Origin of the sequence: Ruegeria profundi, from assembly GCF_049800715.1 — a bacterium.
GTDB classification, from domain to species: Bacteria; Pseudomonadota; Alphaproteobacteria; order Rhodobacterales; family Rhodobacteraceae; genus Ruegeria; species Ruegeria profundi_A.
On record NZ_JBNAFO010000006.1, the window covers coordinates 202,601 to 227,391 of the forward strand.

The 24,791-nt window shown below is 59.4% G+C and carries 29 protein-coding genes; 15 read left to right on the forward strand and 14 right to left on the reverse strand.

What is annotated here, in order from left to right:
• Positions 1-2: 2 nt before the first annotated feature.
• From ACP15L_RS12155 to ACP15L_RS12165, 3 genes are read right to left on the reverse strand one after another with little or no spacing between them, the layout of a single operon-like run.
• Positions 3-623, reverse strand: a complete 621-nt coding sequence (locus ACP15L_RS12155) for a LysE family translocator (RefSeq protein ID WP_425084352.1) — start codon at positions 621-623, stop codon at positions 3-5.
• Positions 620-1,219 carry a metallophosphoesterase family protein gene (locus ACP15L_RS12160; RefSeq protein WP_425084353.1) on the reverse strand — a complete coding sequence of 200 codons (600 nt, stop codon included), beginning with the start codon at positions 1,217-1,219 and terminating at the stop codon, positions 620-622. The genes ACP15L_RS12155 and ACP15L_RS12160 overlap by 4 nt, the downstream gene beginning before the upstream one ends.
• On the reverse strand, positions 1,219-1,983 hold the full coding sequence (locus tag ACP15L_RS12165) for a uracil-DNA glycosylase (RefSeq protein WP_425084415.1): 765 nt from the start codon (positions 1,981-1,983) through the stop codon (positions 1,219-1,221). The genes ACP15L_RS12160 and ACP15L_RS12165 overlap by 1 nt, the downstream gene beginning before the upstream one ends.
• 441 nt (positions 1,984-2,424) lie before the next feature.
• On the opposite strand from ACP15L_RS12165, the gene ACP15L_RS12170 reads away from it, so the two are divergent.
• From ACP15L_RS12170 to ACP15L_RS12215, 10 genes are all read left to right on the forward strand, one after another.
• On the forward strand, positions 2,425-2,700 hold the full coding sequence (locus tag ACP15L_RS12170) for a hypothetical protein (protein ID WP_425084354.1): 276 nt from the start codon (positions 2,425-2,427) through the stop codon (positions 2,698-2,700).
• A gap of 58 nt (positions 2,701-2,758) precedes the next feature.
• The gene (locus ACP15L_RS12175; RefSeq protein ID WP_170491099.1) at positions 2,759-3,694 is read left to right on the forward strand and encodes an aspartate carbamoyltransferase catalytic subunit; all 936 of its coding nucleotides are present in this window, start codon (positions 2,759-2,761) and stop codon (positions 3,692-3,694) included.
• On the forward strand, positions 3,691-4,209 hold the full coding sequence (locus ACP15L_RS12180) for a hypothetical protein (protein WP_425084355.1): 519 nt from the start codon (positions 3,691-3,693) through the stop codon (positions 4,207-4,209). Before ACP15L_RS12175 ends, ACP15L_RS12180 begins: the two co-directional genes overlap by 4 nt.
• Complete coding sequence (locus ACP15L_RS12185; protein WP_170379112.1) at positions 4,194-4,580, forward strand: hypothetical protein; 387 nt, start codon at positions 4,194-4,196, stop codon at positions 4,578-4,580. Before ACP15L_RS12180 ends, ACP15L_RS12185 begins: the two co-directional genes overlap by 16 nt.
• On the forward strand, positions 4,577-5,029 hold the full coding sequence (locus ACP15L_RS12190) for a hypothetical protein (protein WP_425084356.1): 453 nt from the start codon (positions 4,577-4,579) through the stop codon (positions 5,027-5,029). The genes ACP15L_RS12185 and ACP15L_RS12190 overlap by 4 nt, the downstream gene beginning before the upstream one ends.
• Positions 5,026-6,306, forward strand: coding sequence for a dihydroorotase (gene pyrC, locus ACP15L_RS12195; protein WP_425084357.1), 1,281 nt, complete (start codon positions 5,026-5,028; stop codon positions 6,304-6,306). Before ACP15L_RS12190 ends, pyrC begins: the two co-directional genes overlap by 4 nt.
• Positions 6,306-6,911: a glycerol-3-phosphate 1-O-acyltransferase PlsY gene (gene plsY, locus ACP15L_RS12200; RefSeq protein ID WP_425084358.1), complete on the forward strand. Its 606-nt coding sequence runs from the start codon at positions 6,306-6,308 to the stop codon at positions 6,909-6,911. Before pyrC ends, plsY begins: the two co-directional genes overlap by 1 nt.
• The gene (locus tag ACP15L_RS12205; protein ID WP_425084359.1) at positions 6,908-7,177 is read left to right on the forward strand and encodes a hypothetical protein; all 270 of its coding nucleotides are present in this window, start codon (positions 6,908-6,910) and stop codon (positions 7,175-7,177) included. Before plsY ends, ACP15L_RS12205 begins: the two co-directional genes overlap by 4 nt.
• A gap of 190 nt (positions 7,178-7,367) precedes the next feature.
• The gene (locus ACP15L_RS12210; protein ID WP_170553758.1) at positions 7,368-7,841 is read left to right on the forward strand and encodes a YHS domain-containing (seleno)protein; all 474 of its coding nucleotides are present in this window, start codon (positions 7,368-7,370) and stop codon (positions 7,839-7,841) included.
• Between the two features lie 267 nt (positions 7,842-8,108).
• Positions 8,109-8,639: an outer membrane protein gene (locus ACP15L_RS12215; RefSeq protein ID WP_425084360.1), complete on the forward strand. Its 531-nt coding sequence runs from the start codon at positions 8,109-8,111 to the stop codon at positions 8,637-8,639.
• 54 nt (positions 8,640-8,693) lie between these two features.
• On the opposite strand, the gene ACP15L_RS12220 is transcribed toward ACP15L_RS12215, so the two are convergent.
• A complete protein-coding gene (locus ACP15L_RS12220) occupies positions 8,694-9,677 on the reverse strand; it encodes a quinone oxidoreductase family protein (protein WP_425084361.1) in 984 nt (327 codons plus the stop codon).
• Positions 9,678-9,870: 193 nt separating this feature from the next.
• On the opposite strand from ACP15L_RS12220, the gene ACP15L_RS12225 reads away from it, so the two are divergent.
• On the forward strand, positions 9,871-10,728 hold the full coding sequence (locus ACP15L_RS12225; RefSeq protein WP_170379128.1) for a DUF2189 domain-containing protein: 858 nt from the start codon (positions 9,871-9,873) through the stop codon (positions 10,726-10,728).
• Positions 10,729-10,739: 11 nt separating this feature from the next.
• Here ACP15L_RS12225 and ACP15L_RS12230 read toward each other — a convergent pair whose 3' ends face one another.
• Both ACP15L_RS12230 and ACP15L_RS12235 read right to left on the reverse strand, forming a co-directional pair.
• On the reverse strand, positions 10,740-11,738 hold the full coding sequence (locus tag ACP15L_RS12230) for an NAD(P)H-quinone oxidoreductase (protein ID WP_425084362.1): 999 nt from the start codon (positions 11,736-11,738) through the stop codon (positions 10,740-10,742).
• A gap of 55 nt (positions 11,739-11,793) precedes the next feature.
• Positions 11,794-12,486 (reverse strand): COQ9 family protein, encoded by a 693-nt coding sequence (locus tag ACP15L_RS12235; protein WP_425084363.1) that lies wholly within the window; start codon positions 12,484-12,486, stop codon positions 11,794-11,796.
• Between the two features lie 111 nt (positions 12,487-12,597).
• Here ACP15L_RS12235 and rpsU point away from each other — a divergent pair, with 111 nt between their 5' ends.
• Both rpsU and ACP15L_RS12245 read left to right on the forward strand, forming a co-directional pair.
• Positions 12,598-12,804, forward strand: a complete 207-nt coding sequence (gene rpsU, locus ACP15L_RS12240; protein WP_005614280.1) for a 30S ribosomal protein S21 — start codon at positions 12,598-12,600, stop codon at positions 12,802-12,804.
• 291 nt (positions 12,805-13,095) lie between these two features.
• The gene (locus ACP15L_RS12245; RefSeq protein WP_425084364.1) at positions 13,096-14,172 is read left to right on the forward strand and encodes a CAP domain-containing protein; all 1,077 of its coding nucleotides are present in this window, start codon (positions 13,096-13,098) and stop codon (positions 14,170-14,172) included.
• Positions 14,173-14,223: 51 nt separating this feature from the next.
• Here the strand turns inward: ACP15L_RS12245 and ppk2 are convergent, their stop codons facing one another.
• Together ppk2 and ACP15L_RS12255 are read right to left on the reverse strand one after the other, a co-directional pair.
• Positions 14,224-15,141: a polyphosphate kinase 2 gene (gene ppk2 / locus ACP15L_RS12250; RefSeq protein WP_170379135.1), complete on the reverse strand. Its 918-nt coding sequence runs from the start codon at positions 15,139-15,141 to the stop codon at positions 14,224-14,226.
• Positions 15,142-15,361: 220 nt separating this feature from the next.
• Entirely contained in the window at positions 15,362-15,820 is a 459-nt protein-coding gene (locus ACP15L_RS12255) for an Lrp/AsnC family transcriptional regulator (protein ID WP_425084365.1), read from the reverse strand.
• A 138-nt stretch (positions 15,821-15,958) separates the two neighbouring features.
• On the opposite strand from ACP15L_RS12255, the gene ald reads away from it, so the two are divergent.
• Positions 15,959-17,077, forward strand: coding sequence for an alanine dehydrogenase (gene ald, locus ACP15L_RS12260; protein ID WP_425084366.1), 1,119 nt, complete (start codon positions 15,959-15,961; stop codon positions 17,075-17,077).
• A 194-nt stretch (positions 17,078-17,271) separates the two neighbouring features.
• Here the strand turns inward: ald and ACP15L_RS12265 are convergent, their stop codons facing one another.
• Complete coding sequence (locus ACP15L_RS12265) at positions 17,272-18,033, reverse strand: mechanosensitive ion channel family protein (RefSeq protein ID WP_425084416.1); 762 nt, start codon at positions 18,031-18,033, stop codon at positions 17,272-17,274.
• Between the two features lie 262 nt (positions 18,034-18,295).
• On the opposite strand from ACP15L_RS12265, the gene ACP15L_RS12270 reads away from it, so the two are divergent.
• A complete protein-coding gene (locus ACP15L_RS12270; protein ID WP_425084367.1) occupies positions 18,296-18,994 on the forward strand; it encodes a glutathione S-transferase N-terminal domain-containing protein in 699 nt (232 codons plus the stop codon).
• A 48-nt stretch (positions 18,995-19,042) separates the two neighbouring features.
• Here the strand turns inward: ACP15L_RS12270 and ACP15L_RS12275 are convergent, their stop codons facing one another.
• The 5 genes from ACP15L_RS12275 to pheS all read right to left on the reverse strand — a co-directional run bounded on the left by ACP15L_RS12275 (position 19,043) and on the right by pheS (position 24,723).
• On the reverse strand, positions 19,043-19,489 hold the full coding sequence (locus ACP15L_RS12275) for a YtoQ family protein (RefSeq protein ID WP_170379140.1): 447 nt from the start codon (positions 19,487-19,489) through the stop codon (positions 19,043-19,045).
• Between the two features lie 80 nt (positions 19,490-19,569).
• Positions 19,570-21,966, reverse strand: coding sequence for a phenylalanine--tRNA ligase subunit beta (gene pheT / locus ACP15L_RS12280; RefSeq protein WP_425084368.1), 2,397 nt, complete (start codon positions 21,964-21,966; stop codon positions 19,570-19,572).
• Positions 21,967-22,044: 78 nt separating this feature from the next.
• On the reverse strand, positions 22,045-22,848 hold the full coding sequence (locus ACP15L_RS12285) for an alpha/beta hydrolase family esterase (protein WP_425084369.1): 804 nt from the start codon (positions 22,846-22,848) through the stop codon (positions 22,045-22,047).
• A 290-nt stretch (positions 22,849-23,138) separates the two neighbouring features.
• Positions 23,139-23,567 carry a hypothetical protein gene (locus ACP15L_RS12290; protein WP_425084370.1) on the reverse strand — a complete coding sequence of 143 codons (429 nt, stop codon included), beginning with the start codon at positions 23,565-23,567 and terminating at the stop codon, positions 23,139-23,141.
• An 82-nt stretch (positions 23,568-23,649) separates the two neighbouring features.
• Complete coding sequence (gene pheS / locus ACP15L_RS12295; RefSeq protein WP_425084371.1) at positions 23,650-24,723, reverse strand: phenylalanine--tRNA ligase subunit alpha; 1,074 nt, start codon at positions 24,721-24,723, stop codon at positions 23,650-23,652.
• Positions 24,724-24,791 lie beyond the last annotated feature (68 nt).

Consider the following 24,791-nt stretch of genomic DNA (forward strand, 5'->3'; position numbering starts at 1 on the left):
TGTCAGGCCCTTTCCATGATAGCAAGCCGCAGCGCCAACGCGGTGAAAATCCCGCCTGTTACCCATCCCATGATGCGTGAGGCGCGCGGGTTTCCGATCAGCAACCGGCCTGTGCCGCCTGCGAACACGCCAACCAACCCGTTCACGACAAAACCACCCAATGCGATGATCGCGCCAAAGATCAGGAATTGCCCAAGGATCGGGCCCGCCGCAGGATCAACAAATTGAGGGATAAAGGCCAGAACGAACAGAATGATCTTGGGGTTGGTCAGGTTCACCACCATCCCATCCCGAAACGCCATGCGCGTCGGCCTTGTTGGCCCTTCGGTCGAGACCGCTCCGTTGCGGATCGCGCCCCACGCCAGATAAAGTAAATAAGCAACACCCAGCCAGCGGATGACATCAAACAGCCATGGCATTGAGTTGACCAAGGCTCCAAGGCCGAGCCCGGCCAGCAGGACATGCACCATCAGTCCCAGCGATATCCCGGCACTTGCCACAAGCGCCGGTCGGGGTCCGGATTTCAGGCCCTGCCCAAAGCAGAACATCATATCCGCACCGGGTGTGAAATTCAGCACCATCGCGGCGGGGATAAAGGCAAGCAGAGTAACGGTTTCGATCATATCGCAACCTCAAACCAATTTGGTCTGGGGCCAAGATTGGCGATTTCTGAGCGACCCAATGACCCGCGATAGCCCCAGCTATCGTGGATATGCCCACAAAAGACCAGTTCTGGCTGCAGGCGTTCCACCGCGTCGCGCACGGCGACCGATCCGACGGACATCCCTTGTGACGTCGTATCTCCAAACCCCTTGGGCGGAGAGTGAACGACCAGCACATCCGCCCCATCACAACGGTCCAGCATCTCTGCGGCTTCGGCCTCGCTAAGGTCACAGGACCAGTCTCCAAACGGCGTGACCGGCACACCATAGCCCAAGCCGAACAAGCGCAACCCGTCGACCGTCATCCCGGTTCCGTGCAGCACATGAACCCCCTCAGGGGCCGCGTCTGTCAGCTCAGCCGCGCTTTCGGCATTGCCGGGGGCCAGAACCAGAGGTGCCGCGATGCCCGAGAGCATCTGCATCGCTTCATCGAGGCCCTGCCGCATGTTGCAATAGTCTCCGGCCCCGATCACCAAATCCGCCTCGGCGCTGACCGCCACTAGATCAGCAGCCCGGTTGCGTGCCATGTGAAGATCCGAAAACGCCAGGATACGCATCACCCGGCCCCCAGTCGCGCTTTCAGCTCGAGCAGATCCGCCCAAGCCTGTCTTTTCATCTGCGGTTGTCGCAGTAGGTAGGCGGGGTGGAACATCGGGATGACAGGCAGGTCCAGCGCCTGATCCCAGTTCCCGCGCAAGCGTGTGATGCCGCGTTTGCCCAAAACCGCCTGACAACTGATATTGCCCATCACCACCAGCACCTCGGGCTTGGCCAGCGCCACGTGACGCTCCAGAAACGGCTTCATCATGCCGATCTCTTCGGGTTTGGGGTCGCGGTTCTGCGGAGGGCGCCAGGGCAGCACATTGGTTATGTAGACATCCTGCGCACGGTCCAGATCAATCGCGGCCAACATACGGTCCAGCAATTGCCCGGCCCGACCAACAAAAGGTTTGCCTTCGCGGTCTTCATCCCGGCCCGGAGCCTCGCCAATGATCATCACCCGCGCACCCGGCGTACCATCGGCAAAGACCAACTGACGCGCGCCGCGCTTCAGCTCACAATGATCGAACGCCTCCATCACCGCGCGCAGTTGGCCCAAAGACCCGGCGCCTTGGGCGGTCGCTTTGGCAATCGCCACCGGATCGACCTGTTTGGGTTTTTCCGGCGCGGCTTGCGGAGTTACGGGCTTCTTCGCCTTGGGCGTCGTATCCGGCAAGGCATAGCGATCAATCGGCGCGTCCCCGATCGCCTCGGTCGCGCCCAGTTCGATCTGCCATTCCAGCAGCGCCTTTGCAGTATGATAGTCCAAGCCCGATTCCATGCCCCTCAATCTAACCAGCTTTTGCCTGAGGGAAAGCGAATAGACCTTGCCTCGGCACCGGGACAGACCGACCATGCGGGCGTCATGCTGTCTTTTCTGCGATTCCTTCTGGTTGCTCTGGTGCTTGCCCTCGGCGGCGAACAAGCCTCGGCCCAGTTGCTTGGCGGGGCGGATCAATGCCGGGCGGGTCAGTTCGCCTGCGGCAGCCGCTGCTGCTCGGGCGGACAGAGATGCAGCTTTGATGGCCACTGCATTCCCTTAGGCGGAACCTATTGCGGCGGCGGGCGCTCCTGTGGCGCGTTCGAGCGCTGCGTCGCGGGTGGCACACGCTGCGCGCCTGCTGGGGCAAACGCCTGCACCTCAAGTTTGGATTGCCCCTCAGGCAGCTTTTGCAGTGCGCGCGGGCAATGTGAAAAAACCATACCCGACTTGAACCCCAGCTTGCCTGAGGCCCTTGACCCGCCGCAGATATGCGACGATGGCCTGACCTGCGCGCGCGGGTCGTCGTGCCTGCCGGGGGGCGGATGCACGCGTCCCGGATGGTTCTTGTGCGAGGAAACCGGATCGCAATGCCGCCCCGGCTTCAAATGCTCGGATCATCAGGGATGCGTTCCGATCAAGGCCGTCGACTGCGGCTACGGCAAGTGGTGCAAACCCGGCGAGCAATGCCTGCCCGAAGGCGGGTGCGAGAAACTGCCCGAAGGGTCGGAACCATAGGTTGCCTCTGCCCGCGTGGCTTTCTATAAGCGGTCCGATTGTCAGACAGGAGCCCGCCATGCGTTTTGCCCATCGTCACCTTCTTGGCATCGAGCATCTGTCGCAATCCGATATCACCGCCATTCTGGATCTGGCCGAAAAATACGTCGACCTGAACCGGCAATCGACCAAGCATTCAGACGTGCTGTCGGGGCTGACGCAGATCAATATGTTCTTTGAGAACTCGACCCGTACCCAGGCCAGTTTCGAACTGGCGGGCAAGCGGTTGGGCGCGGACGTGATGAACATGGCGATGCAGGCCAGCTCGATCAAAAAAGGCGAAACGCTGATCGATACCGCCATGACGCTGAACGCGATGCATCCCGACCTGTTGGTGGTTCGGCATCCGCATTCCGGGGCCGTGGACCTGCTGGCGCAAAAGGTGAATTGCGCGGTGCTGAACGCGGGCGACGGACGGCACGAACATCCGACGCAGGCCTTGCTGGACGCTCTGACCATCCGCCGAGCCAAGGGCCGCTTGCATCGCCTGAACATCGCGATCTGCGGAGACGTCGCCCATTCCCGCGTGGCGCGGTCGAACCTGATCCTGCTGGGCAAGATGGAGAATCGCATTCGCCTAATCGGCCCGCCCACCCTGGTCCCCTCACAATTTGCCGAGTTCGGGGCCGAGATCTATGACGACATGAACGAGGGCCTCAAAGACGTCGACGTCGTCATGATGCTGCGCCTTCAGAAAGAGCGGATGGATGGCGGCTTCATCCCCTCGGAGCGTGAGTACTATCACCGCTACGGGCTGGACGCCGCCAAACTGGCGCAGGCCAAGCCCGATGCCATTGTCATGCACCCCGGACCGATGAACCGCGGGGTTGAGATCGACGGCACGCTGGCCGATGACATAAATCGCTCGGTCATTCAGGAGCAGGTCGAAATGGGCGTCGCCGTCCGCATGGCCGCGATGGAGCTTCTGGCCCGCAACCTGCGTGAGGTCGCATGAGCGATCTGACCGTCGCCCCCCACGAACACGGTGTGATCCGCCTGTTCGCGCTGGACATGCGCCCGGAAGAGGCCAAGTTCCTACGCGAACCCGGCGCGGCCGATCAGGTTCTGGGTGTTGATGGTCTGGACCCCGATCAAATCGATATCTTCCCAGTCTCCGACCTCGAAGACCTTGGACTTTATGGCTATCTGCACGAAGGCGGCGGCGTGTCCGAGTGTCAACTGGATCGTAGCATGCTTGAAGCCATCGAAGGCTGGGTCATGGTCGTCCGCAGCGCGGCCTTTGGTGGGCGCGCGGCACAGCTGAACCCTGATCCTCGCCTGCATTTGCTGGGTCTGTTCACCGAAGAGGCGACGAACTGGACCGGCGGTGCGATAGAAACTGAAAGCGCCAAGCCGTTCTCTGCCCCGCAGGCGCCCATCGACAATGATGCCACTCGCCGTGTCGGATCGGCCCTGATGGCGGTTCTCGCCCTGCTTGTTATCGGAGGTGCCCTATGGCTGATCCTGTGACCTTCACCCCGGACAAACGCGCCTATGTCCAGACCAACCTGACCCTCGCCGCCATTGCGATGGCGGGGGCGATGCTGGTGCTGTGGTTGATCGGCAACCCCTATGTCTGGACCGGCGCGCCTGCCGGGTTAGCCGCAATCGGGTTGCGCGCCTGGTATCTGGCCTCGGAAGAGCTGAACAATACGTGGGAGTTGTCTGACACCACCCTCACCGGCCCCGGCCCTCGGGTCGTCGCGCTGAACCAGATCGAAGCCGTCAATACGATGGGCAGCTTTGTTCAGGTGGTGACACGGGGCGGTGACAAGCACCTCATCAAATATCAGGCGAACCCCGCTGCCACCAAAGCCGCCATCGAAAGGGCCGCGGGATGAGCGACGGGTGGTGGCGAACCCATATCCCTGAGGGCGAAGAGATCCTCTGGACCGGGCAACCTCATCAGGGTTATTTTCCGCCCCATGTGGCATGGGCTTACCGGATTTTGATCCTCAGCCTCGGTCTGGCTTGGCTGGCCAGCCCGTGGTTCGCCGATACCCTGTGGGACTATTGGAAACTGATCGGGTCCACGGGGTTCGTTGCGTTCCTCATGTGGTACGACCGCCTGCTGCGCACGTGTCGTGTCTATGTGGTGACCACCCGCAACGCATGGTGGATCAGCAAGATCTTCAGGCCCAAACACATCCCCGTCGACCACGCGTTGAACTACCATCGCAGCGGTCAGAACGTGGTGTTTTCGCGCCGCCTGTTTCTTGTCTTCGAATACTTGTCCGACCCTGATGCCGCTTTGGCGGCTTTGAACCAAGCCCGAGAGGCCTCAGCATGACTTCTGTCGTTTTCACCAATGCCCGCATGATCAACCCGGAAACTGGCACGGACAGCCTGGGCTGGCTACACGCCGAAAACGGACACATTGTGGCGATTGGGGATGGGGACGCCCCGGCCATCAGCGGAGACGCCATCGACTGCAACGGCAAATGCCTTGCCCCCGGTATTGTCGATATCGGCGTCAAGGTCTGTGAACCAGGTGAGCGGCACAAAGAAAGCTACAAATCCGCTGGTCTGGCGGCGGCGGCGGGTGGGGTGACCACCATCGTCACCCGCCCCGATACGCTGCCAGCCGTCGACACGCCCGAAACGCTGGAATTTGCCACCCGGCGGGCACAAGCTGACGCGCCTGTCAACGTCCTGCCTATGGCGGCCCTCACCAAAGGTCGCGAGGGGCGTGAGATGACCGAGATCGGATTTCTGCAGGATGCGGGCGCGGTCGCCTTCACCGATTGCGATCACGTCATCACCAACACCAAGGTATTTTCCCGCGCGCTGACCTATGCCAAATCCTGCGGCGCGCTGGTCATCGCGCACCCTCAGGAACCAGGGCTGAGCAAAGGGGCCGCCGTCACCAGCGGCAAGTTCGCTGCTCTGCGCGGATTGCCCGCCGTCTCGCCCATGGCGGAACGGATGGGGCTGGACCGCGACATTGCGCTGCTAGAGATGACCGGGGCCGCCTATCATGCCGACCAGATCACCACCGCCCGCGCCCTGCCCGCACTGGAACGTGCCAAGCGCAACGGGCTGGACATCACCGCCGGGACCTCGATACACCATCTGACACTGAATGAACTGGACGTGGCCGACTATCGCACCTTCTTCAAGGTCAAGCCGCCCCTGCGGTCTGAGGATGATCGGCAAGCGGTGATCGAAGCGGTGCGCACGGGTCTGATCGACATCATCAGTTCGATGCACACGCCGCAGGACGAAGAAAGCAAACGCCTGCCGTTTGAAGAGGCCGCCTCGGGCGCGGTTGCGTTGGAGACCTTCCTGCCTGCAGCCCTGCGCCTGTTTCATGCAGGGCAATTGGACCTGCCCACTCTGTTCCGGGCCGTCGCGCTGAATCCGGCGAAACGGTTGGGGTTGGACAGCGGGCGACTAGCGCAGGGTGCGCCTGCCGATCTGGTTCTGTTCGACCCAGATGTGCCCTTTGTGCTGGACCGGTTTGCCCTGAATTCGAAATCTCAGAACACACCGTTTGACGGTCAGCGCATGCAAGGTAAGGTCCTTGCGACCTATGTGGCCGGCAAAGACGTGTACCGGAGAACCTGATGCCCGAATTCGACAGCTCAATGAATGTACTCGCCCTGTGGGCGGCCTTGGGATACCTGATCGGATCGATCCCTTTCGGCCTGATCATCGCGCGTGTCATGGGACTGGGCAACCTGCGGCAGATCGGATCAGGTAATATCGGCGCAACCAATGTTCTGCGCACCGGCAGCAAACCCGCCGCCGCGCTGACGCTGCTGCTGGATGGCGGAAAAGGGGCGCTGGCAGTCCTGTTGGCCCGCGCCTATGCAGGTGAGGACGCGGCGCAGATTGCCGCCCTTATGGCTTTTCTTGGCCACTGCCTGCCTGTTTGGCTGGCCTTCAAAGGCGGCAAGGGCGTTGCAACCTTCATCGGCCTCTGGCTTGCTTTGGACTGGCGCGTCGGCGTTGCGTGCTGTCTGACCTGGCTGGTCTCCGTCGCGATCTGGCGCATGTCATCGGCCGGAGCACTGGCCGCAGCGGCCTTGTCGACCACCTGGATCATCACTCTGACAGACGGAAAGACATTCATCCTCGGAATTGCCCTGACCTTCCTGATCTACTGGCGTCATAAGGACAACGTGGCACGCATCAAATCCCGGACCGAGCCGAAAATCGGGAAATCGTGACCCCGCCAGAGGATTTTCTGTCGGCACTTTTCGCCCTGCCCATCGGTACGTTCACTGGCCGAGCAGACGCCAAGCGCTATGTAGTGACTCGTAAGGCTTTGGCGGGGGGCAAATCCCATAAGCTTGTCGCGTACGAAATGGGCGGGACGGACTATATCAGCCTGAACCTCTATCAGACGCGAAACAGCGGTGCGTTGCTGCGTCCCTGTGAAATGCCCGCAAGCAAAGTGGTGGATTTCGTGTTGGCGATGACCCCGGATATCTGATTGATATTTCGCATTTTTGCACAGCACCTCTGTGTCTTGGCACAATCACAATTCATTGTTTTGAACGTGATCAACCCGCCTCCCATCTGCATTCCGTGGCGGCCAATTACCGGTCTCACAAGATAAAATCCCGGGTCCGCAAATCGCAATTCAGGCGAGGTCGCGCGGCCCTTTCACGAAAGGTGAAGCTATGAACACGTTTAAATCTCTGATCGGCGGCGTTGCCCTGTCTGTTGCTCTGGCCACTTCGACCTTGGCCGCTGGTGTTGAACTCAACGCAAGCTCGACCGGCCTCGCGATGCAAGGCTATGACCCGGTTGCCTATTTCACTGCTGGCGAAGCAACCAAAGGCGACTACCGCATCACCACCCTGCACAACGACGCGCTGTACCGCTTCTCGTCAGAAGAAAACAAAGTGGCTTTTGAAGCTAACCCCGAGGCCTACCTGCCCGCATATGGCGGCTACTGCGCCTTCGGCGCGGCCATGGGCTTCAAATTCGACGGTGACCCGAACCACTGGAAAATCGTTGACAACAAACTGTACCTGAACCTGTCGCAAGACATCCAGGAACGTTGGGAAGGCGACATCCCGGGCTTCATCGAGCAAGCCAGCACCAACTGGGAAACCATCGCAGACAAAAGCCCGGCTGAACTGCAGCAATAATCCGCTGAAATTGAAGGCACGCGTCGGCGGCAGAGTGATCTGCCGCCGTATTTTATTTGAAGCTTTGAAAACGCTAACTATCTTATTGAGACAAGCCCGGGTCTATCGGGCGGACATAGGTCCAAACGGCTTTAACGATCCAAGACCTAGTACGGAATATGCCACGAACGATGATCCGGTCCTGAGGCAGGGCCGTATTTGAGTATGGATATGCGTAGCCAGATTTACAAATTGGCGCGCGGTTATTTGGAATGAAAGGATCAAGAAATGATAGGCAGATTGGCAATTGTGACAGCGGCGTCCACCCTGGCGGCAGGGGCAGCGATGGCCCAATCCTCGGGCAGCTGGACGGGGTTCTACGGCGGTCTGCAATTGGGCTATATCGACGTGGACACCAGCGTCTCCGGCGTCGATGGCGATGGCGCGATTGGCGGTATCATCCTTGGATATGACTACGATCTGGGCGACTGGGTCGTGGGCGGCGGCTTTGATTATGACTGGACCAATATCGATCTCGGCCCCGCAACTGTCGAGGAGGTATGGCGGATCAAAGTGCGCGCTGGCTACAAGGTAAACCCTCAGGGTCTTCTATACGGCGTTGGCGGCTATGCGGATGCTGGCACCGACAATCTGGGCAGCGACGACGGCTGGTTCATCGGCGCAGGCTATGAGCAGATCGTGGCCCCTAATGTCAGCATCGCAGGCGAGTTGCTTTATCACGAGTTTGACAACTTCAACTCGTCCAGCGTGGATGTTGACGCCACAACACTGCAGATCCGAGCGGCCTACCGCTTCTGATTTTTCCGGTTTTGTGCTGGAGCAGACCCGGCGTCCTGCGCCGGGTCTTTGCGTTTACAAGTCCAGAATTGTGCTGCCGGTGGTTTGCCGCGCCTCTAGCGCGCGGTGCGCTTCGGCAATCTGATCCAGAGGGAAGCGTTGGTCGATATGGATCTTGACCTCGCCGCCTTGAACCTTGCCAAACAACCGCCGCGCCATCGCCTGACAAACCGCATGATCGGCAATATGCGTAAACAGGGTCGGGCGGGTGATCTTGAGCGAGCCTTTCTGCCCGAGAATGCCGATATTAACCGGCGGCACCGGCCCGGATGCATTGCCGAAGGATATCATCATCCCCAAAGGCTTCAGGCAGTCCAATGAGCCGTCAAACGTATCGGCCCCAACGGAATCCATGACCACATCGACACCTTTGCCGCCGGTCAGTTCGGCCACGCGTTCGGCGAAGTTCTCGGTCCGGTAGTTGATGCAATGGGCCGCACCGTTGAATTGCGCTAGGCTGCATTTCTCATCCGTTCCTGCGGTTCCGATCAGCTTGATGCCCTCAGATTTCGCCCATTGGCAGGCGATCAGGCCGACACCGCCTGCAGCCGCGTGAAACAGAACCGTGTCGCCACGTTTCAATGGGGTGGTTCGATGGAAAAGATATTCGACTGTCAGACCTTTCAACATCATCCCGGCGGCAATCTCCGAAGGAATGCCATCCGGTAGCGGGCATACCTGCGCCGCGGGCATCACCCGCGCCTCGCAATAAGCGCCGGACGGGGCGCTGGCATAAGCTGCGCGTTGGCCCGGCTGCAAATGCGTCACGCCTTCGCCGACCGCCTCGATCACACCTGCGGCCTCCATGCCCAAAGCATGCGGCAATTCAAGGGGATAGAGGCCCGTTCGTTGATAGACATCAATGAAGTTCAACCCGCACGCCTCGTGGCGAATGCGAACTTCGCCGGGGCCGGGATCGCCCAAAGGCTGGTCCTTGATCTGTAGGACCTCGGGTCCGCCGAATTCCTCAATGACGACTGTACGCGCAGTTTGCTGCATTCTGACCTCCTCTTGCCTATGCCCAAGCTAACACGCCAGCGCGGCAAGACAATCCGGGTGATGCGGCGGCGGCAATTCGGGAATTTCCAAAACCGTGCTATACTACACACAGGCGTTGCCGGCTGGTCCGGCCACGAGCAACCCTCAGCCGGATCCATTCCGCGGCGCACCACTCGCCAAGGAAGGGAACAAAATGGCAAAAACTATCGGTAATCCGATCAGCTGGGCGGCCCAAAGCCTTGGAGCAACCAGCGATCACGTCTCGGAAAGCGTCTCGCACCTGGGCAGCTCGGACGTGCGCCACCTGCCCATGGTGCAGCCACTCACATTCGACGACCTGAAATACTGCCTGAGGGCCGGATACACGGACTTTCTGGAAACCCGCGCGGATGCGATCTTTATCGTGCTGATCTACCCTATTGCCGGGCTTTTGATGGTCGGCTTTGCAATGAACATGGATTTGGTGCCTTTATTGGCCCCACTGATCGCAGGCTTTGCCCTGATCGGCCCGATCGCAGCCGTTGGTCTTTATGAAATCAGCCGCAAGCGCGAACAAGGCGGAGAGGTTCATTGGCTGGACGCGTTCGGCGTATTCCGCTCGCCCTCCTTCGGGGCCATTCTCGCGCTCGGGTTCTATTTAGTCCTGCTGCTGCTTGTCTGGCTGATGGTCGCTCAAAGCGTCTATGCGCAGACGCTCGGCCCTGAACCGCCTGCCTCGCTGGGCGCGTTTGCGACCGAGGTTCTGACCACCGGCGCGGGGTGGACAATGGTTATCTTCGGCACTGCTGCGGGGTTCTTTTTCGCGCTGATTGCGCTGGCGGTCAGCGTTGTCAGCTTCCCGCTTCTTTTGGACCGTAAAGTAGGGCTGCCCGTGGCCGTCGTGACATCCGTTCGCGTGCTGCGCCACAATCCCGGCGTCATCATGGGTTGGGGCTTCATCGTCGCGACCCTGCTGGTGCTGGGCGCGATCCCGATGCTGCTGGGGCTGATCATAGTAATGCCCGTTCTGGGTCACGCAACATGGCACCTCTATCGGCGCGCCGTGGCGTGACCCAAAAGGCGTTAGCCTGAGACGTTCAGAACGATCTTGCCAATATGCTGCGAGCTTTCCATGAGCGCGTGTGCCGCAGCAGCCTCGGCCAGAGGGAATTCGCTGTGCATCACCGGCGCGACCTTGCCTGCAGAGAGCAGCGGCCAGACGGCCTCGTGCAGGTCCTGAGCGATCTTTGCCTTGGCCAGATCGCTTTGCGGACGCAGGGTGCTGCCGGTCAGCGTAAGGCGTTTCACCATCATCAGGGCAAAGTTCAGCTCGATCACGGGTCCTTGCAAAAAGGCGATCTGAACCAGACGTCCATCCTCGGCCAGCGCTTTCACGTTGCGCGGGATATAGTCGCCTCCAACCATATCGAGGATCAGGTTCGCGCCCCCTTCGGCCCGCATAACCCCAACAAAATCCTCATCCCGGTAGTTGATCGCTTTTTCGGCGCCCAAGCTGAGGCAGGCCTCACATTTCTCAGCCGAGCCCGCCGTCGCAAATACACGCGCGCCAAACGCGTTCGCCAATTGGATCGCCGTTGTTCCGATACCGCTGGAGCCGCCATGGACGAGGAACCGCTCACCCGCTTTCAGACCTCCGCGCGTGAAGACATTCGACCAAACGGTGAAAAAGGTCTCGGGCAGGCAGGCGGCTTGCTTTAGATCCATGCCATCTGGGACAGGCAAGCAATGCGCGGCGGGCGTGGCGACATATTCAGCATATCCGCCGCCCGGAAGCAGCGCGCAGACTTTGTCACCGATCGAGAGCCCCTCAACACCTGCGCCAATTGCAACCACTTCGCCCGAAGCTTCAAGCCCCGGCAGATCGCTTGCACCGGGAGGTGGATCATAGGCCCCGGCGCGCTGCAGCGCATCCGGTCGGTTCACGCCAGCATAGGCCACTTTCAAAACAACCTGCCCGGCCGCCGGCTCAGGAATCGGTCGTGCGGTCAGTTGCAGAACATCAGGGCCGCCGGGCTCGGTGATTTCGACGGCACGCATTGTCTGGGTCTCGGGCGAAGTCATGGGCAAATCTCCTTTGCCCAATGCCTAGCAGGCCAAAAAGCAAAGGCCCAGATGCTTACTTGCGCGGGTTCAGCATCCCCGGCAGATCAGCCCGCATCTTCATCGGAGGTTTCACCTGTGCTGCAAACCAGTTCGGAACAGCCAGTAAGGGCTTGAGCAGCGGGTTGCCGTTCACCTGCGCCTTGAGCTTTTCGAACTGCATCACGTTTTCGATGCGACGATCCAGAAACGCCCAACTGTTCTGGTGATCCGGCGAATCATCCCCCAGCCAGAACAGCAGCGTCGACGAATAGACCCCCGACAGGGTTGCGCGCTTGGTGTACCAGTTTACATCATCCGATGTATCACCCAGCGCGTCCCAGATCAGATCGCAGGTGCCCCAAACCGCCTTGGCCCCGTCTGCCGCGTGGTTGGGCAGCGAAAACAGGGTCATGCCCCGGCGCACCAGTTCCTTGTCCTCGACCGCCTCAAGCCGGAAACGAACAGCAGCGGCAACCTTTTCACGGAACTTCAGCTCGCTCATGTCAGTGGACTTGATTCTGTCCAGCATGACCTGATCGCCCCGCGCGTGGTAGGCCAGCGCCAGATCGACCGCGCCGCGCGGGCAGATCGCACGGGCCAGACCGCCTTCCAGATCGCAATCGACAACGGCCGCGCGAAAACTGGCCTCGGACCAGCCATCGAACGGAACATGCATCAAAATCGCGTCCAGCAGCTGTTGTTTGGTGTCTTCGTAAGTGACGGTCATGGCAGTTCTCCGGTGCTTAGGCACAGTACTAGACAAGATAGAGCGGCTTTGCTATACGGCCAACTCCTGCAATTTCCTTGCAACTCTATCTAGAAAGGTGGTGACAACCACATGCAGGTTAGTGTTCGCGACAATAACGTCGATCAGGCGCTTCGTGCCCTGAAGAAAAAGCTGCAGCGCGAAGGCGTGTTCCGTGAAATGAAGCTGAAGCAACATTTCGAGAAACCGTCCGAGAAAAAAGCGCGCGAGAAGGCTGAAGCGATCCGTCGTGCCCGTAAACTGGCACGTAAGAAAGCACAGCGCGAAGGTTTGCTCTAAGCACCTGATGCTCGTCCAGCTTTGGATGACACTATTTGACGACCCCCGAGGCATCGCCCGGGGGTTTGTCGTTTCTAAGTGCGTTTTTGCCCGCACCCCCGCACAACCAGTGCGATAACTCGCCGAGCCTTAGTCTCGCCTCTTTCTCGGCGTTTTCCAGCGCAGCGAATCTGCGTCCGACTGCATCGTCTCGCCGAAAAGCGCCGATTTTCATCGCCTCTCTGTTCATGTCTTTGGTGGCCCCGATAACTGGGCTCGTCCACTCAGACAAAACATAAAACGGAGGCAAAAATGTCTACAGCAAGTGAAGTAGAACGAGAGATGCTGGCGCTCATCAACCAAGAGCGCACATCCCGCGGTCTGGACCCCCTGCAACTTGAAAGACAGCTTAACGAGTCATCAGAAGACCACAGCGCATGGATGCTGAATACGGACCGGTTCAGCCACACCGGATCGGGCGGATCCAGCGCAACCCAGCGCATGCAGTCGGCCGGTTTCGATCTGGAAGGCAGCTGGCGCACGGGCGAGAATATCGCCTGGCAATCCGAGCGCGGCGCCCCAGGCATCAGCGATGATGTCGCGCAACTGCATCAGAACCTGATGAACAGCCCCGGCCACAGGGCCAACATTCTGAACCCCGATTTCAAATATATCGGGATCGGCGTTGAGACGGGCGACATGCAGGGCTTTGACGCAGTCATGGTGACGCAAAACTTTGCCACAACTGACGCAGAGGTCATGCTGGACATTGACGACACCGCCATGACGCCGCCCCCGGCTGAAGATCCAGTGCCCGAGGAACCGGAAACAGATGTGACGGATACCGAAGACCCCACTCCGGAACAACCAGTAACCGATGTCACTGAGACGGAAGACCCGGAACCCGAGCAGCCCGAAGCCGATGTCACAGAGACGGATGATCCGGGACCTGAACAGCCGGAGACTGACGTCACAGAGACCGAAGACCCGGAACCCGAACAGCCCGAAACTGACGTTACTGAGACTGAAGACCCGGAACCCGAGCAGCCCGAAACTGACGTCACAGAGACCGAAGATCCGGAACCTGAGCAGCCCGAGACCGATGTCACCGAGACCGAGGACCCTGATAGCGGTTGTTTCGACGTCGCAGCTTTCCTCGCCGAAATTGAGGCGTTCATTCAACAGCTGCAGACGCAGTTGGATCAATTCGCTTGGAATGATGACATCATGACTCCGGACGAACCCGAGGACGACTTGGAGCTGGTGATGGTCGACGATATGGATCCATCTCAGGACGACGCGTCGTGCCCGGAGATGGCATCGGACGATTCCGGAGACGTCTTCTTCGTCAACTTCTTCAATTTCGATTGCATGATGGACGTCGCCTGACGGCCTATCCTGATGCGAGGCAGTCCGCTGCCTCGCATCGTCAAAGCACGATCAGTAGATCTTGGGTACGTGCAGCTCGTCCGGCAGAACGCGGCGTTCGTAGTCCGGATTGTAGCGGCGATCGGGCAGATTGACCCTCTCATGCGGAACATCCGTATAGGGGATCATGGTCAGAAGATGCTCGATACAGTTCAGACGCTCGCGTTTCTTGTCATTACCTTCCACAATGTACCACGGCGCCTCGGGGATATTGGTGCGGAAGAACATGTCTTCCTTCGCCTTGGTGTAGGATTCCCAACGGATACGGGACTCCAGGTCCATGGGCGAAAGCTTCCACTGTTTCATCGGATCATGGATACGCATAAGGAAGCGCAGCTGTTGTTCTTCATCCGTGATCGAGAACCAGTATTTCAGCAAGATGATCCCAGAGCGCACCAACATACGCTCAAATTCCGGAACGTCCTGAAAGAACTGTTCGACCTGATCCTCGGTCGCAAAACCCATTACGCGTTCCACGCCTGCACGGTTGTACCAGGAGCGATCGAACAGAACGATCTCACCGGCCGCCGGCAGGTGCGGCACGTAGCGCTGGAAATACCACTGGCTTTGTTCCCGGCGGCTGGGGGCTGGCAGGGCAACCACCCGCGCCACGCGCGGATTGAGGCGCTGGGTGATCCGCTTGATCACGCCCCCCTTGCCCGCACTGTCACGGCCTTCAAACAGTATACAGACCTTGGCACCGGTGTGCTGAACCCAGTCCTGCACCTTGATCAACTCAGCCTGAAGGCGCAGCAGGTTGCGGAAATAGACCTTTCGGTCCAGCATGTCCGGATGCTGTTCCCGATAGATCTTGCGAACTTCCATCGACAGCATCGGCTCGCTGAATTCGATCTCGAAGTCCTCATCCAGCGTATCTTCCAGCTCAGCCTCCAGCCAGTCTTTGGGGGCGCCATCGTTTTCGTAGGCCAAGGTCAACTCCTTATTATTCTTCGGGTTCCCACCCTGGCAGGTTTGTGTAACCGCCTGATGTCATCAGATGAATTGATGACATCGCGCTGCCGGGATCACGGGGAGGTGCAGCGCGAGGGTCTCATCGTCTCAATTTTGGACGCCCCGCCCCGGGGATACAAGCCGTAGAATTGACGCAAGGCAGTCCTTTGCCTTTCTGCGCGCAGAAAATAGGCGCCGTTCAAACTGGCAGGGCGGTTGTTTTGAACACCGTGCGCAAAGCGAACGAACTTTGCATCTGCGCCACTTTGGGCAATCGCGACAAGTATTGACGGTGGATCCGCGCGAAATCCTCGGTATCTTCGGCCACCACTTTCAGGATGTAGTCAGCGGTTCCGGCCATCAGGTGACATTCTAGAACGTCCGGGATGCGCGAAACCGCCTTTTCGAACGCGTCCAGAACCTCTTCGGCCTGGCCTTGCAACGTGATCTCGACAAAGACAGTAGTTGGCACATTCATCTTGCGCGCATCCAGCAAAGCCACGTATTTGCGGATATAGCCGTCAGCCTCAAGCCGTTGTACCCGGCGATGGCAGGCCGAGGGGGACAGATTCACCTGCTCCGACAGCTCGGCATTCGACATCCGGCCATTGCGCTGCAGCGCAGAAAGTATCTTCCTATCAGTCGTATCTAGGCTCATTGCTGCAAATCCTTTGCAAGATTTCTGCAGTTTACGCGAAAACCTTCCGACAAAAAACACAAAGCCCCGTCTTGTTTCACAAAAATTGCGCCTTGAATTGCACATAATTTGGGCAGTTTATGAACGGAGACGGTGCAGATGAAAATCGGTTGCCCCAAGGAAATCAAACCCCAGGAATTTCGCGTCGGCATGACGCCCAACGCCGCTCAGGAAGCGGTTGCGCGCGGACACGACGTGCTGATCGAATCCGGTGCTGGTATTGGCGCAGGATTTGACGATGCCGCCTATGTCGCTGCTGGCGCGGGCATCGTTGACACGGCAGAAAAGGTCTTTGCCACGGCCGACATGATCGTGAAGGTCAAGGAACCTCAAGCCGGTGAGCGCAAGATGCTGCGCGAAGGCCAGTTGCTGTTCACCTACCTGCACCTTGCCCCGGACCCGGATCAGACCCACGATCTGCTGGCCTCGGGCTGTACCGCAATCGCCTATGAGACCGTCACGGACGCAAGCGGCGGTCTTCCTCTGCTGGCGCCCATGTCCGAGGTTGCGGGCCGTCTGGCGCCTCAGGTCGGGTCGTGGACCCTGCAAAAGGCCAATGGTGGCCGAGGCGTGCTGATGGGCGGGGTTCCCGGCGTTGGGCCGGCCAAGGTCGTCGTGATTGGCGGGGGGGTCGTCGGCACCCACGCGGCCAAGATCGCTGCAGGTATGGGCGCAGATGTGACAGTTCTTGACCGCTCACTGCCTCGGCTGCGCTATCTGGATGACGTATTCGGCGGGCAGTTCAAGAACCAATACTCGACGGCTGGCGCAACGGCTGAGCTGATCCAGGACGCCGATATGGTTATCGGAGCCGTTCTGATCCCGGGCGCTGCCGCTCCGAAACTGATCAGCCGCGAGCAGCTGTCGACAATGAAGCCCGGTGCGGTGCTTGTCGACGTGGCTATTGACCAGGGTGGCTGCTTCGAAACCTCGCGTGCAACGACCCATGCCGACCCGATCTACGAGGTCGATGGTGTGATGCACTATTGCGTGGCCAACATGCCGGGCGCGGTGGCCCGGACCTCGACCATCGCTTTGGGCAACGCGACGATGCCGTTCATGCTGGCACTGGCGGACAAAGGCTGGAAACAGGCGTGTCAGGACGACCCGCACCTGCTGGCGGGTCTGAACGTTCACGCCGGGCAACTGACCTATTATGCGGTTGGTAAAGCCCTCGGCATTGATGTCGTTTCCCCCAATGTGGTGATCAAGTCGTAAACACTCCCGCACCTGAAATCGCCTTTTTGCCAAAAGGCGATTTACAGCGTTGGGCATGGCGCCGCGCCTATCGGCGCGGCGTGGTTGGTCTTGAATGATACCCTATCCGCAAAACGAAAGCGCCGCACGAAAGTGCGGCGCTTGGCCCAACGGGAGGAGGGCATTTCCAATGCCCGCGCGACGGGCGGGAGGGTTCAGCCCTCTTTGTGGATCTCAACCGAATGTGGGTAGGGGATCGAGACGCCCTTCGCATCGAAGGCTTCTTTCACAGCTTTGGTCAGCTCGAATTTCACATCCCAATAGTCCGCCGCTGCGCACCACAGACGTGCTGTCAGATCGACCGAGCTATCGCCCAGATTGGTCACACGCACCCAGGGCTCCGGATCTTTGTGAATACGCGCATCCGCGTTCGCAACGTCCAGAATGATCTTCATCGCCTCATCCGCACTGTCGCCATAGTCGATCCCGAACACCAAATCCACACGGCGCGTGTCATGTGCCGAGTAGTTGGTGATGATCGACCCCCAGGATTGCCCGTTTGGCACGATGATCTGCACATTGTCCGGCGTCACCAATTCGGTCGTGAACAGGTTGAGGTCTTTCACCGTCCCGGCTGTCCCGCCGATGTCGACAAACTGGCCCAGTTTATACGGACGGAACACGACCAGCATCACACCTGCTGCCAGATCGCTGAGCGTCCCCTGCAGCGCCAGACCAATCGCCAGAGACGCGGCACCCAGAATGGCCACGATGCTTGTCGCCTGGATCCCGAAAATCCCGAGAACGGCAACCAGAACCATCGCCAGGATCGCCCATTTGACAAGGCTGGCCATGAAGTTCCCTAGTGTCGGGTCGATCTGCGGCGTCGCGTTGATGCGTCGCCGCACCATGCCAGCGATTGCTCCGGCGACGATCCAACCCAAAATCAGTACGATCAGCGCCTTCACCGCGCTCATGATCAGAGGCGCAAAAGCACCCACCTGTGTTGCAACTTCATCCACGCGCATTTCCTTTCTCAAACATCAATCCCGCGGCTTTCGCGCGGGAGTCACTGAATTGTGAGTGAAAAACACAAATCGGTCTAGGTGCGAGTTACGGCAGTTTTCCCCATTGTTCGCCAGCAAACAACCGATGACCTACACTGCACAGCTTGGGGGGCTGACAAATACACGACTCCGTGCCTAACTCGAACGGAACCGCCCGAACAGGAGCTTTCGCATGCTGGACACCGCCTCTTTCCCGATCATGGCCAAATGGCCGCCGCAACACCCCGACCGCCTACAGCTTTATTCCTTCCCGACACCCAACGGGGTCAAAGCCTCGATCATGTTGGAAGAAACCGGCCTACCCTATGAAGCACACAAGGTCACCCTGGCCGATGCCGATGTCAAAAGCCCCGAGTTTCTGTCGCTGAACCCCAACAACAAGATCCCCGCGATCATTGACCCCAATGGCCCAGATGGCACCCCCATTGGCGTGTTCGAGAGTGGCGCGATCCTGCTCTATCTGGCCGAGAAAACCGGGCAGTTCATTGGCCAATCCGCCACCGACAAGCATCGCATCACGCAATGGCTGATGTTCCAGATGGGTGGCCTTGGGCCGATGCTCGGACAATTGGGCTTTTTCTACAAATTCGCCGGCAGCGAGATCGAAGACCTCCGCCCGCGCGAGCGCTATATCAACGAATCCAAGCGCCTGCTAAACGTCCTGAACCAGGAACTCAAGGGTCAGGACTGGATCGCCGGAGACTACTCGATCGCCGATATGGCCATCGCACCCTGGCTGCGCGGGCTGGATTTCTATGGCGCTAAAGAGGTCGTTGGGTGGGATGACCACGCCAATCTCACCGCCTATCTAGATCGGTTCCTTGACCGCCCCGCCGTGCAAAAAGGCTTGGTGACACCCGCCCGCGATTGACACCAAAAGGGCTTGCGACCATCCCGGCGCGCAAGCCCTTTTGGCAACCTAGCCCGGCAGTGCGCCGGTCAGAACATAGCGCAGGATCTCCACCACCTGGCGCGGTTCCTCCGCAACTGCCAGCGCGGCGGCATCGACCTCTTTCAACGCGTGCTGATGATCGGGGCCGTGCAGCACAATGATCGACTTGCCCAACGCAGCCGCGTAGCCTGCGTCAAAGGCAGCGTTCCACTGCTTGTATTTGTCACCGAACCGGACAACCACAACATCCGCATCCGAGATTCCCTTACGCGTCCGGATCGCGTTCACCATCGCTCCCTTGTGGTCGTGCCAATACTTGTTCGGCTCTGCGCCCAAGACGGCGACACCACAATCATCACTGGCCGCGTGATCGGTCACTGGGCTACTGAACGTGACATCCAGCCCCTCAGCACCCGAAATGATCTGCTCGCGCCAATCGGTGTGAATCTCACCAGAAAGATAAACTTTCAACATCTTGCGTTTCCTCCCATGAAAAAGGGGCGCATTCGCCCCTTCATCTTTCTAAAAATCTTGTGACCGAGGGTGGATCACCCTTAGCCGCGCAGAACGCCGCCTGTGGCTTTTGACACCTTGGCAATGATCTTCTCTGCCACAGCCTCGATATCCTTTTCCTTCAACGTCGCCTCTTTTGGCTGCAAACGCACAGTGATGGCCAGAGATTTCTTGCCCTCACCCAGGCTACCTCCGATGAACTCATCAAAAACGCGAACGTCTTCGATCAGGGCCTTATCGGCCCCCGCCGCAGCATTCACCAAGGTCAGAGCTTCGACAGTATCGTCAACCACAAAGGCAAAGTCACGCTCGACCGCTTGTAGATCGCGCAGTTCCAGCGCGGCGCGGGTTGCGCCTGATTTGCGCGGCAGAGGCACCTCATCCGGCCAGATGGTGAACGCCATTGCCGGACCCTTGATATCCATCGCCTGAAGGATGCGCGGGTGCAACTCACCAAACACGCCCAGAACCTTTTTCGGGCCGAGGCAGATCTTGCCGTGACGACCCGGATGCCACCAGGCGTCACCGTCGCGCAGGATCTGAACCTTGGCGGGTGCGCCGATCGCGGCCAGAACCGCCTCGGCATCCGCTTTGGCATCAAAAAGATCAACCGGGCGGGACGCGCCGTGGACGTCTTTGGGACCGTTGCGGCCAACCAGCAAGCCGGAAATCTGTGTCTTCTGATCACCCGGCTCGCCGTCATGGAAGACCGGGCCGACCTCGAACAAGGCCACGTCGGCATAGCCGCGCGCCTGATTGCGCGCCGCCGCTTGCAGCAGGCTGGGTAGCAGATCGGGGCGCATATGACTCATCTCGGACGAGATCGGGTTTTCCAGACGCGTCGCGTCATCTCCGCCGCCAAACAGCACGGCCGAGGCCTGATCAATGAAGGTATATGAGACGCATTCGTTGTAGCCCAACGCCGCACAGGTACGCCGCGCCATCGACTGACGACGCTGTGTCGGGGTCATTACGGGTTTTGGAATGCCATCGGTCACGCGCGGCAAGGGCTTGCCCTGCAGCTTGGTCAGAGACGCAATCCGCGCGACCTCTTCCACCAGATCGGCCTCACCCATCACATCGGGACGCCAGCTGGGCACATGCGCCATCTCACCTTCCAAGCGGAAACCCAGACGGGTCAGAGTCTGGCGCTGCTCACTTTCGGGAATATCCATCCCGACCAGAGACTGCACACGCGCCGCATCCAACTTGTAGGCCCGCGCACGGTTCGGAGCCTTGCCAGCCTCAACCACTTTGGACACCTCACCACCGCAGATATCCAGGATCATCTGCGTCGCCTGCTCCAAACCTTCCAGAGTATATTTCGGATCGATCCCACGCTCGAACCGATAGCGCGCGTCCGAGTTGATCTTGAGTGCACGACCGGTCAGCGCGATTTGCACGTGATCCCAGAACGCGCTTTCGAGGAAGACATTCACGGTCTCTTCGGTGCAGCCAGTTTCCTCACCGCCCATGATGCCGGCGATGGACTCAGGCCCGTTGTCGTCTGAGATCACCATCATGCCCGGCTGCAGCGTGTATTCCTTCTCATCCAGCGCCACCAGTTTCTCGCCGCCCTTGGCACGGTGAACGCGCAGGTTGCCCTGCACTTTGTCCGCATCAAACACGTGCAGTGGACGGTTCTGGTCATAGGTCATGTAGTTGGTGATATCGACCAGGGCCGAGATCGGACGCAGACCGATTGCCTTCAGCTGATCCTGCAACCACTGCGGGCTGGGGCCATTCTTGACACCACGGATCAGACGGCCAGTGAAATGCGGCGCGCCGTCCAGCGTATCCTCATCAATCGTCACCTTGATCGGGCAGTCGAAATCGCCCGGCACCGGCGCGTAGGCGCGTTCTTTCAGAGTGCCAACGCCGCGCGCAGCCAGATCCCGCGCAATACCTGCAACGCCCAACGCATCCGGCCGGTTGGGGGTGATCGCAATCTCGATCATCGGGTCGATCTTGGACGGGTCATTCTCGGCCAGCCAATCGACGAATGTGTCGCCGACCTCGCCCGAAGGCAACTCGATGATGCCGTCATGCTCATCCGACAGCTCCAGCTCACGTTCCGAGGCCATCATGCCAAAGCTCTCAACGCCTCGGATCTTACCGACGCTGATGGTGATATCCAGACCGGGGATATACATGCCCGGCTTGCAGACCACGACCGTAATGCCTTCACGCGCGTTGGGCGCGCCGCAGATGATCTGCAGATCGCCCTCATCCGTCGCCACCGTGCAGACGCGTAGCTTGTCGGCGTCGGGGTGTTTCTCGGCATGTTTCACATGGCCTAAGGTAAAGCCCGCCAGACGGTCCGCCGGGTTCACGACCTCTTCGACCTCAAGGCCAAGATCGGTCAGCGCCTCAGTGATCTCATCAACCGACGCATCGGTGTCGAGGTGGTCTTTCAGCCAGGACAGAGTGAATTTCATTGCTCGGGGCCTTTTTTGGCAAACATCCAGTCGGCACAGGCAATGGCAAAGATTGCGTCAAGGTGCAAGCGCTGCGGGTCACGGATAGGTGGGGGTGCGGCCCAAAAGCTCGTCCAATTGCCGCCCGATCCAGCCATGGGGGATGAAATGCCCACCCGGATGGGTATCCAGCACCACCTGCCCCTGCGCGCAATCGGTCCATTCCACGCGGCTGAGGGTCAGGATCGGCACCACGCTCCAATCCTCGCGCGGGGTGGCATGGTGGCAGTCATATTTCGCGCGCCACAGGGCCACCGGATAGGTCGTGTCGCCATTCGCGCCATAGGGAAAATCCATCACCGTATCGCTGAGGCCGTGGACATGGCGCGCCTCGCGCGGGGCTTCGGGGCAATCCTCGGTCTGGCGAATGCTGCCGGCAACGGCCAGCAAGGCGGCAACGTCGTTGCCCGACTGGCACACATAGCGCCACGCCATCGCGCCACCGAAGGAATAGCCCGAAACAAAGATACGCGCCGGATCAACCGGATAGCGCTTGGCGACATCCTCCAACACGCGGTCAGCAAAGGGCACATCGCCCGTGCCCGAGGTCCAGAAATCCCAGCTTTTGCCCAGCCCGTTCGGGGCCACCAGCAATACGCCCCGCAGCTTGGTCGCCCCGGCAATGCGTTCATGGTTCACCACCACAGTGCCCTGCCGCGCCCAGCCGTGGAAATGCAGCAACACAGGCAGAGGCGTTTCGCCATCCCACCCCTTAGGCTCCAGCACATGGTAGGAGCGGTCGCCGACCTCACAGGCCGTATCGCCATGGCAATCGGATTTCCAAGGCCCAATGGCGAGGGCCGGGGTTGCGGTCAACAGAAGAAATAGCAGTCGATAGATCATAGGCCGGAGCCTAGCCGCCTGACGCCAACTGTCACGTCACAACCCTGTGGGAACCTGTAACAAGCCGCGCTATCGCCAGACCGCGGGATGGCGATCCTTGGTCTGTATAAAGCACTTTATGCCAGCCAAATCCGAGCACCGTTCGAGCGTTGCACGGCCGGAGACAAATCGCCAGCCCGTGCGGGCGGTCTGGCGATAGCGCGGCGGCCTATCGGCCTTTGCTCCGCACGTTACTCCTTGCGAATTTTCGCTTTTGTCCCGTATCGTGGGGCGACAAGACTAGTCCAGAATTACTTTTTCCTTGCCATTGCCACATTGTTAATCACCATGGCAATCACAGCGACTAGAAGCGCACCCACGGTAGCAAGATAGATTGAGTATAGTCGAGAAATCTCACTTTCAACACGAGCAGCTTGATCTTCAACTTCGTCTTTCAGAACAGTGACTTGGTCACGCAGTCTGATCAACCCGATAGCTTCACCGGGATCAATTTCAAGCGTTTGTTCAATAGCTCTGGTTCTCGCAGCGACATCAGTTAGCTTCGCATCCAGCTCTGCCGAAGATAGATCCTGTCCGGAAGCATTAATCAGCATATCCCGAATGGTTTCTATCTCACTCCCAAATTGCGTTAGCCTATCGTCGTACTCTGAGACTAGAGATCGGAGTTCAGTGATTTCGCTTTTACGCAAACGAACCTGTGGGTCAGTTTCATTGATCACTGAAAAAAGCTGACTGCCGCCCCGATCGTCCCAACAACCGCAACTGCAATTGATATGTATTCAACCGCTTTTGCGCCAAAGCTCATCTTGACAAACCACCATGCAGATTCGGCATATCCAGCGCCGCGAACCCATAGTGCCGCAACCAGCGCAGGTCGGAATCAAAGAACGCCCGCAGGTCAGGAATGCCGTATTTCAACATCGCCAGACGGTCGATGCCGATGCCAAAGGCAAAGCCCTGATAGACCTCCGGATCAATCCCACCGGCGGCGATCACCTTGGGGTGGACCATGCCGGAGCCGAGGATCTCCATCCAGTCGTCACCCTCGCCGATCTTCAGCTGGCCGTTATCCCAGGAACAGCGAATATCGACCTCGGCCGAAGGTTCGGTGAAGGGGAAGTGCGAGGCGCGGAAGCGCAGTTCGACATCATCGACCTCGAAGAAGGCCTTTACAAACTCTTCCAGAACCCATTTCAGGTTCGCCATCGATATGTCTTTGTCGATCGCCAGCCCCTCGACCTGATGGAACATCGGCGTGTGGGTCTGGTCGTAGTCGGCACGGTAGACGCCGCCCGGACAGATCACGCGGATCGGCGCGCCCTGTTTCTCCATCGAGCGGATCTGCACCGGAGACGTATGGGTCCGAAGCACATGCGGCGGGCGATCATCGCCCTCGCCGCGATGCATGTAGAACGTGTCCATCTCGGCGCGCGCTGGGTGGTGGCCGGGGATGTTCAGCGCGTCAAAATTATACCAGTCATCCTCGATCCGAGGGCCTTCAGCCACGGCAAAGCCCAGTTCGGCAAAGATCGCGGTCAGTTCTTCGGTCGCCTGGCTGATCGGGTGGATCGAACCCTCACGGCGCGCGCGGGTCGGCAGGGTGACGTCCAGCCATTCGGTACGCAGACGCTCATCCAGCGCGGCATCGGCCAGAGCGGCCTTCTTCGCGGAGAGCGCCGAGTTGATCTCATCCTTCAGGGCGTTCAGCGCCGGGCCTACGATCTGACGTTCCTCGGGGGTCATCTTGCCCAGCTCGCGCATCTTCAGCGCGACCTCGCCTTTTTTGCCCACGGCTGCGACGCGGATCGCCTCAAGCGCGTTCTCGTCGCCGGCCTCGGCGATTTGGCCCAGATATTTTGCCTTAAGATCGTCCATGACGCCCTCTGAATTTGGTCGCCAAACTGCTATCGGGCCAGCCCCGCGAATGCAAGCGGGACCGGGCG

Coding starts and splice junctions, on each gene's coding strand:
- ACP15L_RS12155 (WP_425084352.1), bottom strand. CDS start 623: ATGATCGAAACCGTTACTCTGCTTGCCTTTATCCCCGCCGCGATGGTG.
- ACP15L_RS12160 (WP_425084353.1), bottom strand. CDS start 1,219: ATGCGTATCCTGGCGTTTTCGGATCTTCACATGGCACGCAACCGGGCT.
- ACP15L_RS12165 (WP_425084415.1), bottom strand. CDS start 1,983: ATGGAATCGGGCTTGGACTATCATACTGCAAAGGCGCTGCTGGAATGG.
- ACP15L_RS12175 (WP_170491099.1), top strand. CDS start 2,759: ATGCGTTTTGCCCATCGTCACCTTCTTGGCATCGAGCATCTGTCGCAA.
- ACP15L_RS12180 (WP_425084355.1), top strand. CDS start 3,691: ATGAGCGATCTGACCGTCGCCCCCCACGAACACGGTGTGATCCGCCTG.
- ACP15L_RS12185 (WP_170379112.1), top strand. CDS start 4,194: ATGGCTGATCCTGTGACCTTCACCCCGGACAAACGCGCCTATGTCCAG.
- ACP15L_RS12190 (WP_425084356.1), top strand. CDS start 4,577: ATGAGCGACGGGTGGTGGCGAACCCATATCCCTGAGGGCGAAGAGATC.
- pyrC (WP_425084357.1), top strand. CDS start 5,026: ATGACTTCTGTCGTTTTCACCAATGCCCGCATGATCAACCCGGAAACT.
- plsY (WP_425084358.1), top strand. CDS start 6,306: ATGCCCGAATTCGACAGCTCAATGAATGTACTCGCCCTGTGGGCGGCC.
- ACP15L_RS12210 (WP_170553758.1), top strand. CDS start 7,368: ATGAACACGTTTAAATCTCTGATCGGCGGCGTTGCCCTGTCTGTTGCT.
- ACP15L_RS12215 (WP_425084360.1), top strand. CDS start 8,109: ATGATAGGCAGATTGGCAATTGTGACAGCGGCGTCCACCCTGGCGGCA.
- ACP15L_RS12220 (WP_425084361.1), bottom strand. CDS start 9,677: ATGCAGCAAACTGCGCGTACAGTCGTCATTGAGGAATTCGGCGGACCC.
- ACP15L_RS12225 (WP_170379128.1), top strand. CDS start 9,871: ATGGCAAAAACTATCGGTAATCCGATCAGCTGGGCGGCCCAAAGCCTT.
- ACP15L_RS12230 (WP_425084362.1), bottom strand. CDS start 11,738: ATGACTTCGCCCGAGACCCAGACAATGCGTGCCGTCGAAATCACCGAG.
- ACP15L_RS12235 (WP_425084363.1), bottom strand. CDS start 12,486: ATGACCGTCACTTACGAAGACACCAAACAACAGCTGCTGGACGCGATT.
- rpsU (WP_005614280.1), top strand. CDS start 12,598: ATGCAGGTTAGTGTTCGCGACAATAACGTCGATCAGGCGCTTCGTGCC.
- ACP15L_RS12245 (WP_425084364.1), top strand. CDS start 13,096: ATGTCTACAGCAAGTGAAGTAGAACGAGAGATGCTGGCGCTCATCAAC.
- ACP15L_RS12255 (WP_425084365.1), bottom strand. CDS start 15,820: ATGAGCCTAGATACGACTGATAGGAAGATACTTTCTGCGCTGCAGCGC.
- ald (WP_425084366.1), top strand. CDS start 15,959: ATGAAAATCGGTTGCCCCAAGGAAATCAAACCCCAGGAATTTCGCGTC.
- ACP15L_RS12265 (WP_425084416.1), bottom strand. CDS start 18,033: ATGAGCGCGGTGAAGGCGCTGATCGTACTGATTTTGGGTTGGATCGTC.
- ACP15L_RS12270 (WP_425084367.1), top strand. CDS start 18,296: ATGCTGGACACCGCCTCTTTCCCGATCATGGCCAAATGGCCGCCGCAA.
- ACP15L_RS12275 (WP_170379140.1), bottom strand. CDS start 19,489: ATGTTGAAAGTTTATCTTTCTGGTGAGATTCACACCGATTGGCGCGAG.
- pheT (WP_425084368.1), bottom strand. CDS start 21,966: ATGAAATTCACTCTGTCCTGGCTGAAAGACCACCTCGACACCGATGCG.
- ACP15L_RS12285 (WP_425084369.1), bottom strand. CDS start 22,848: ATGATCTATCGACTGCTATTTCTTCTGTTGACCGCAACCCCGGCCCTC.
- pheS (WP_425084371.1), bottom strand. CDS start 24,723: ATGGACGATCTTAAGGCAAAATATCTGGGCCAAATCGCCGAGGCCGGC.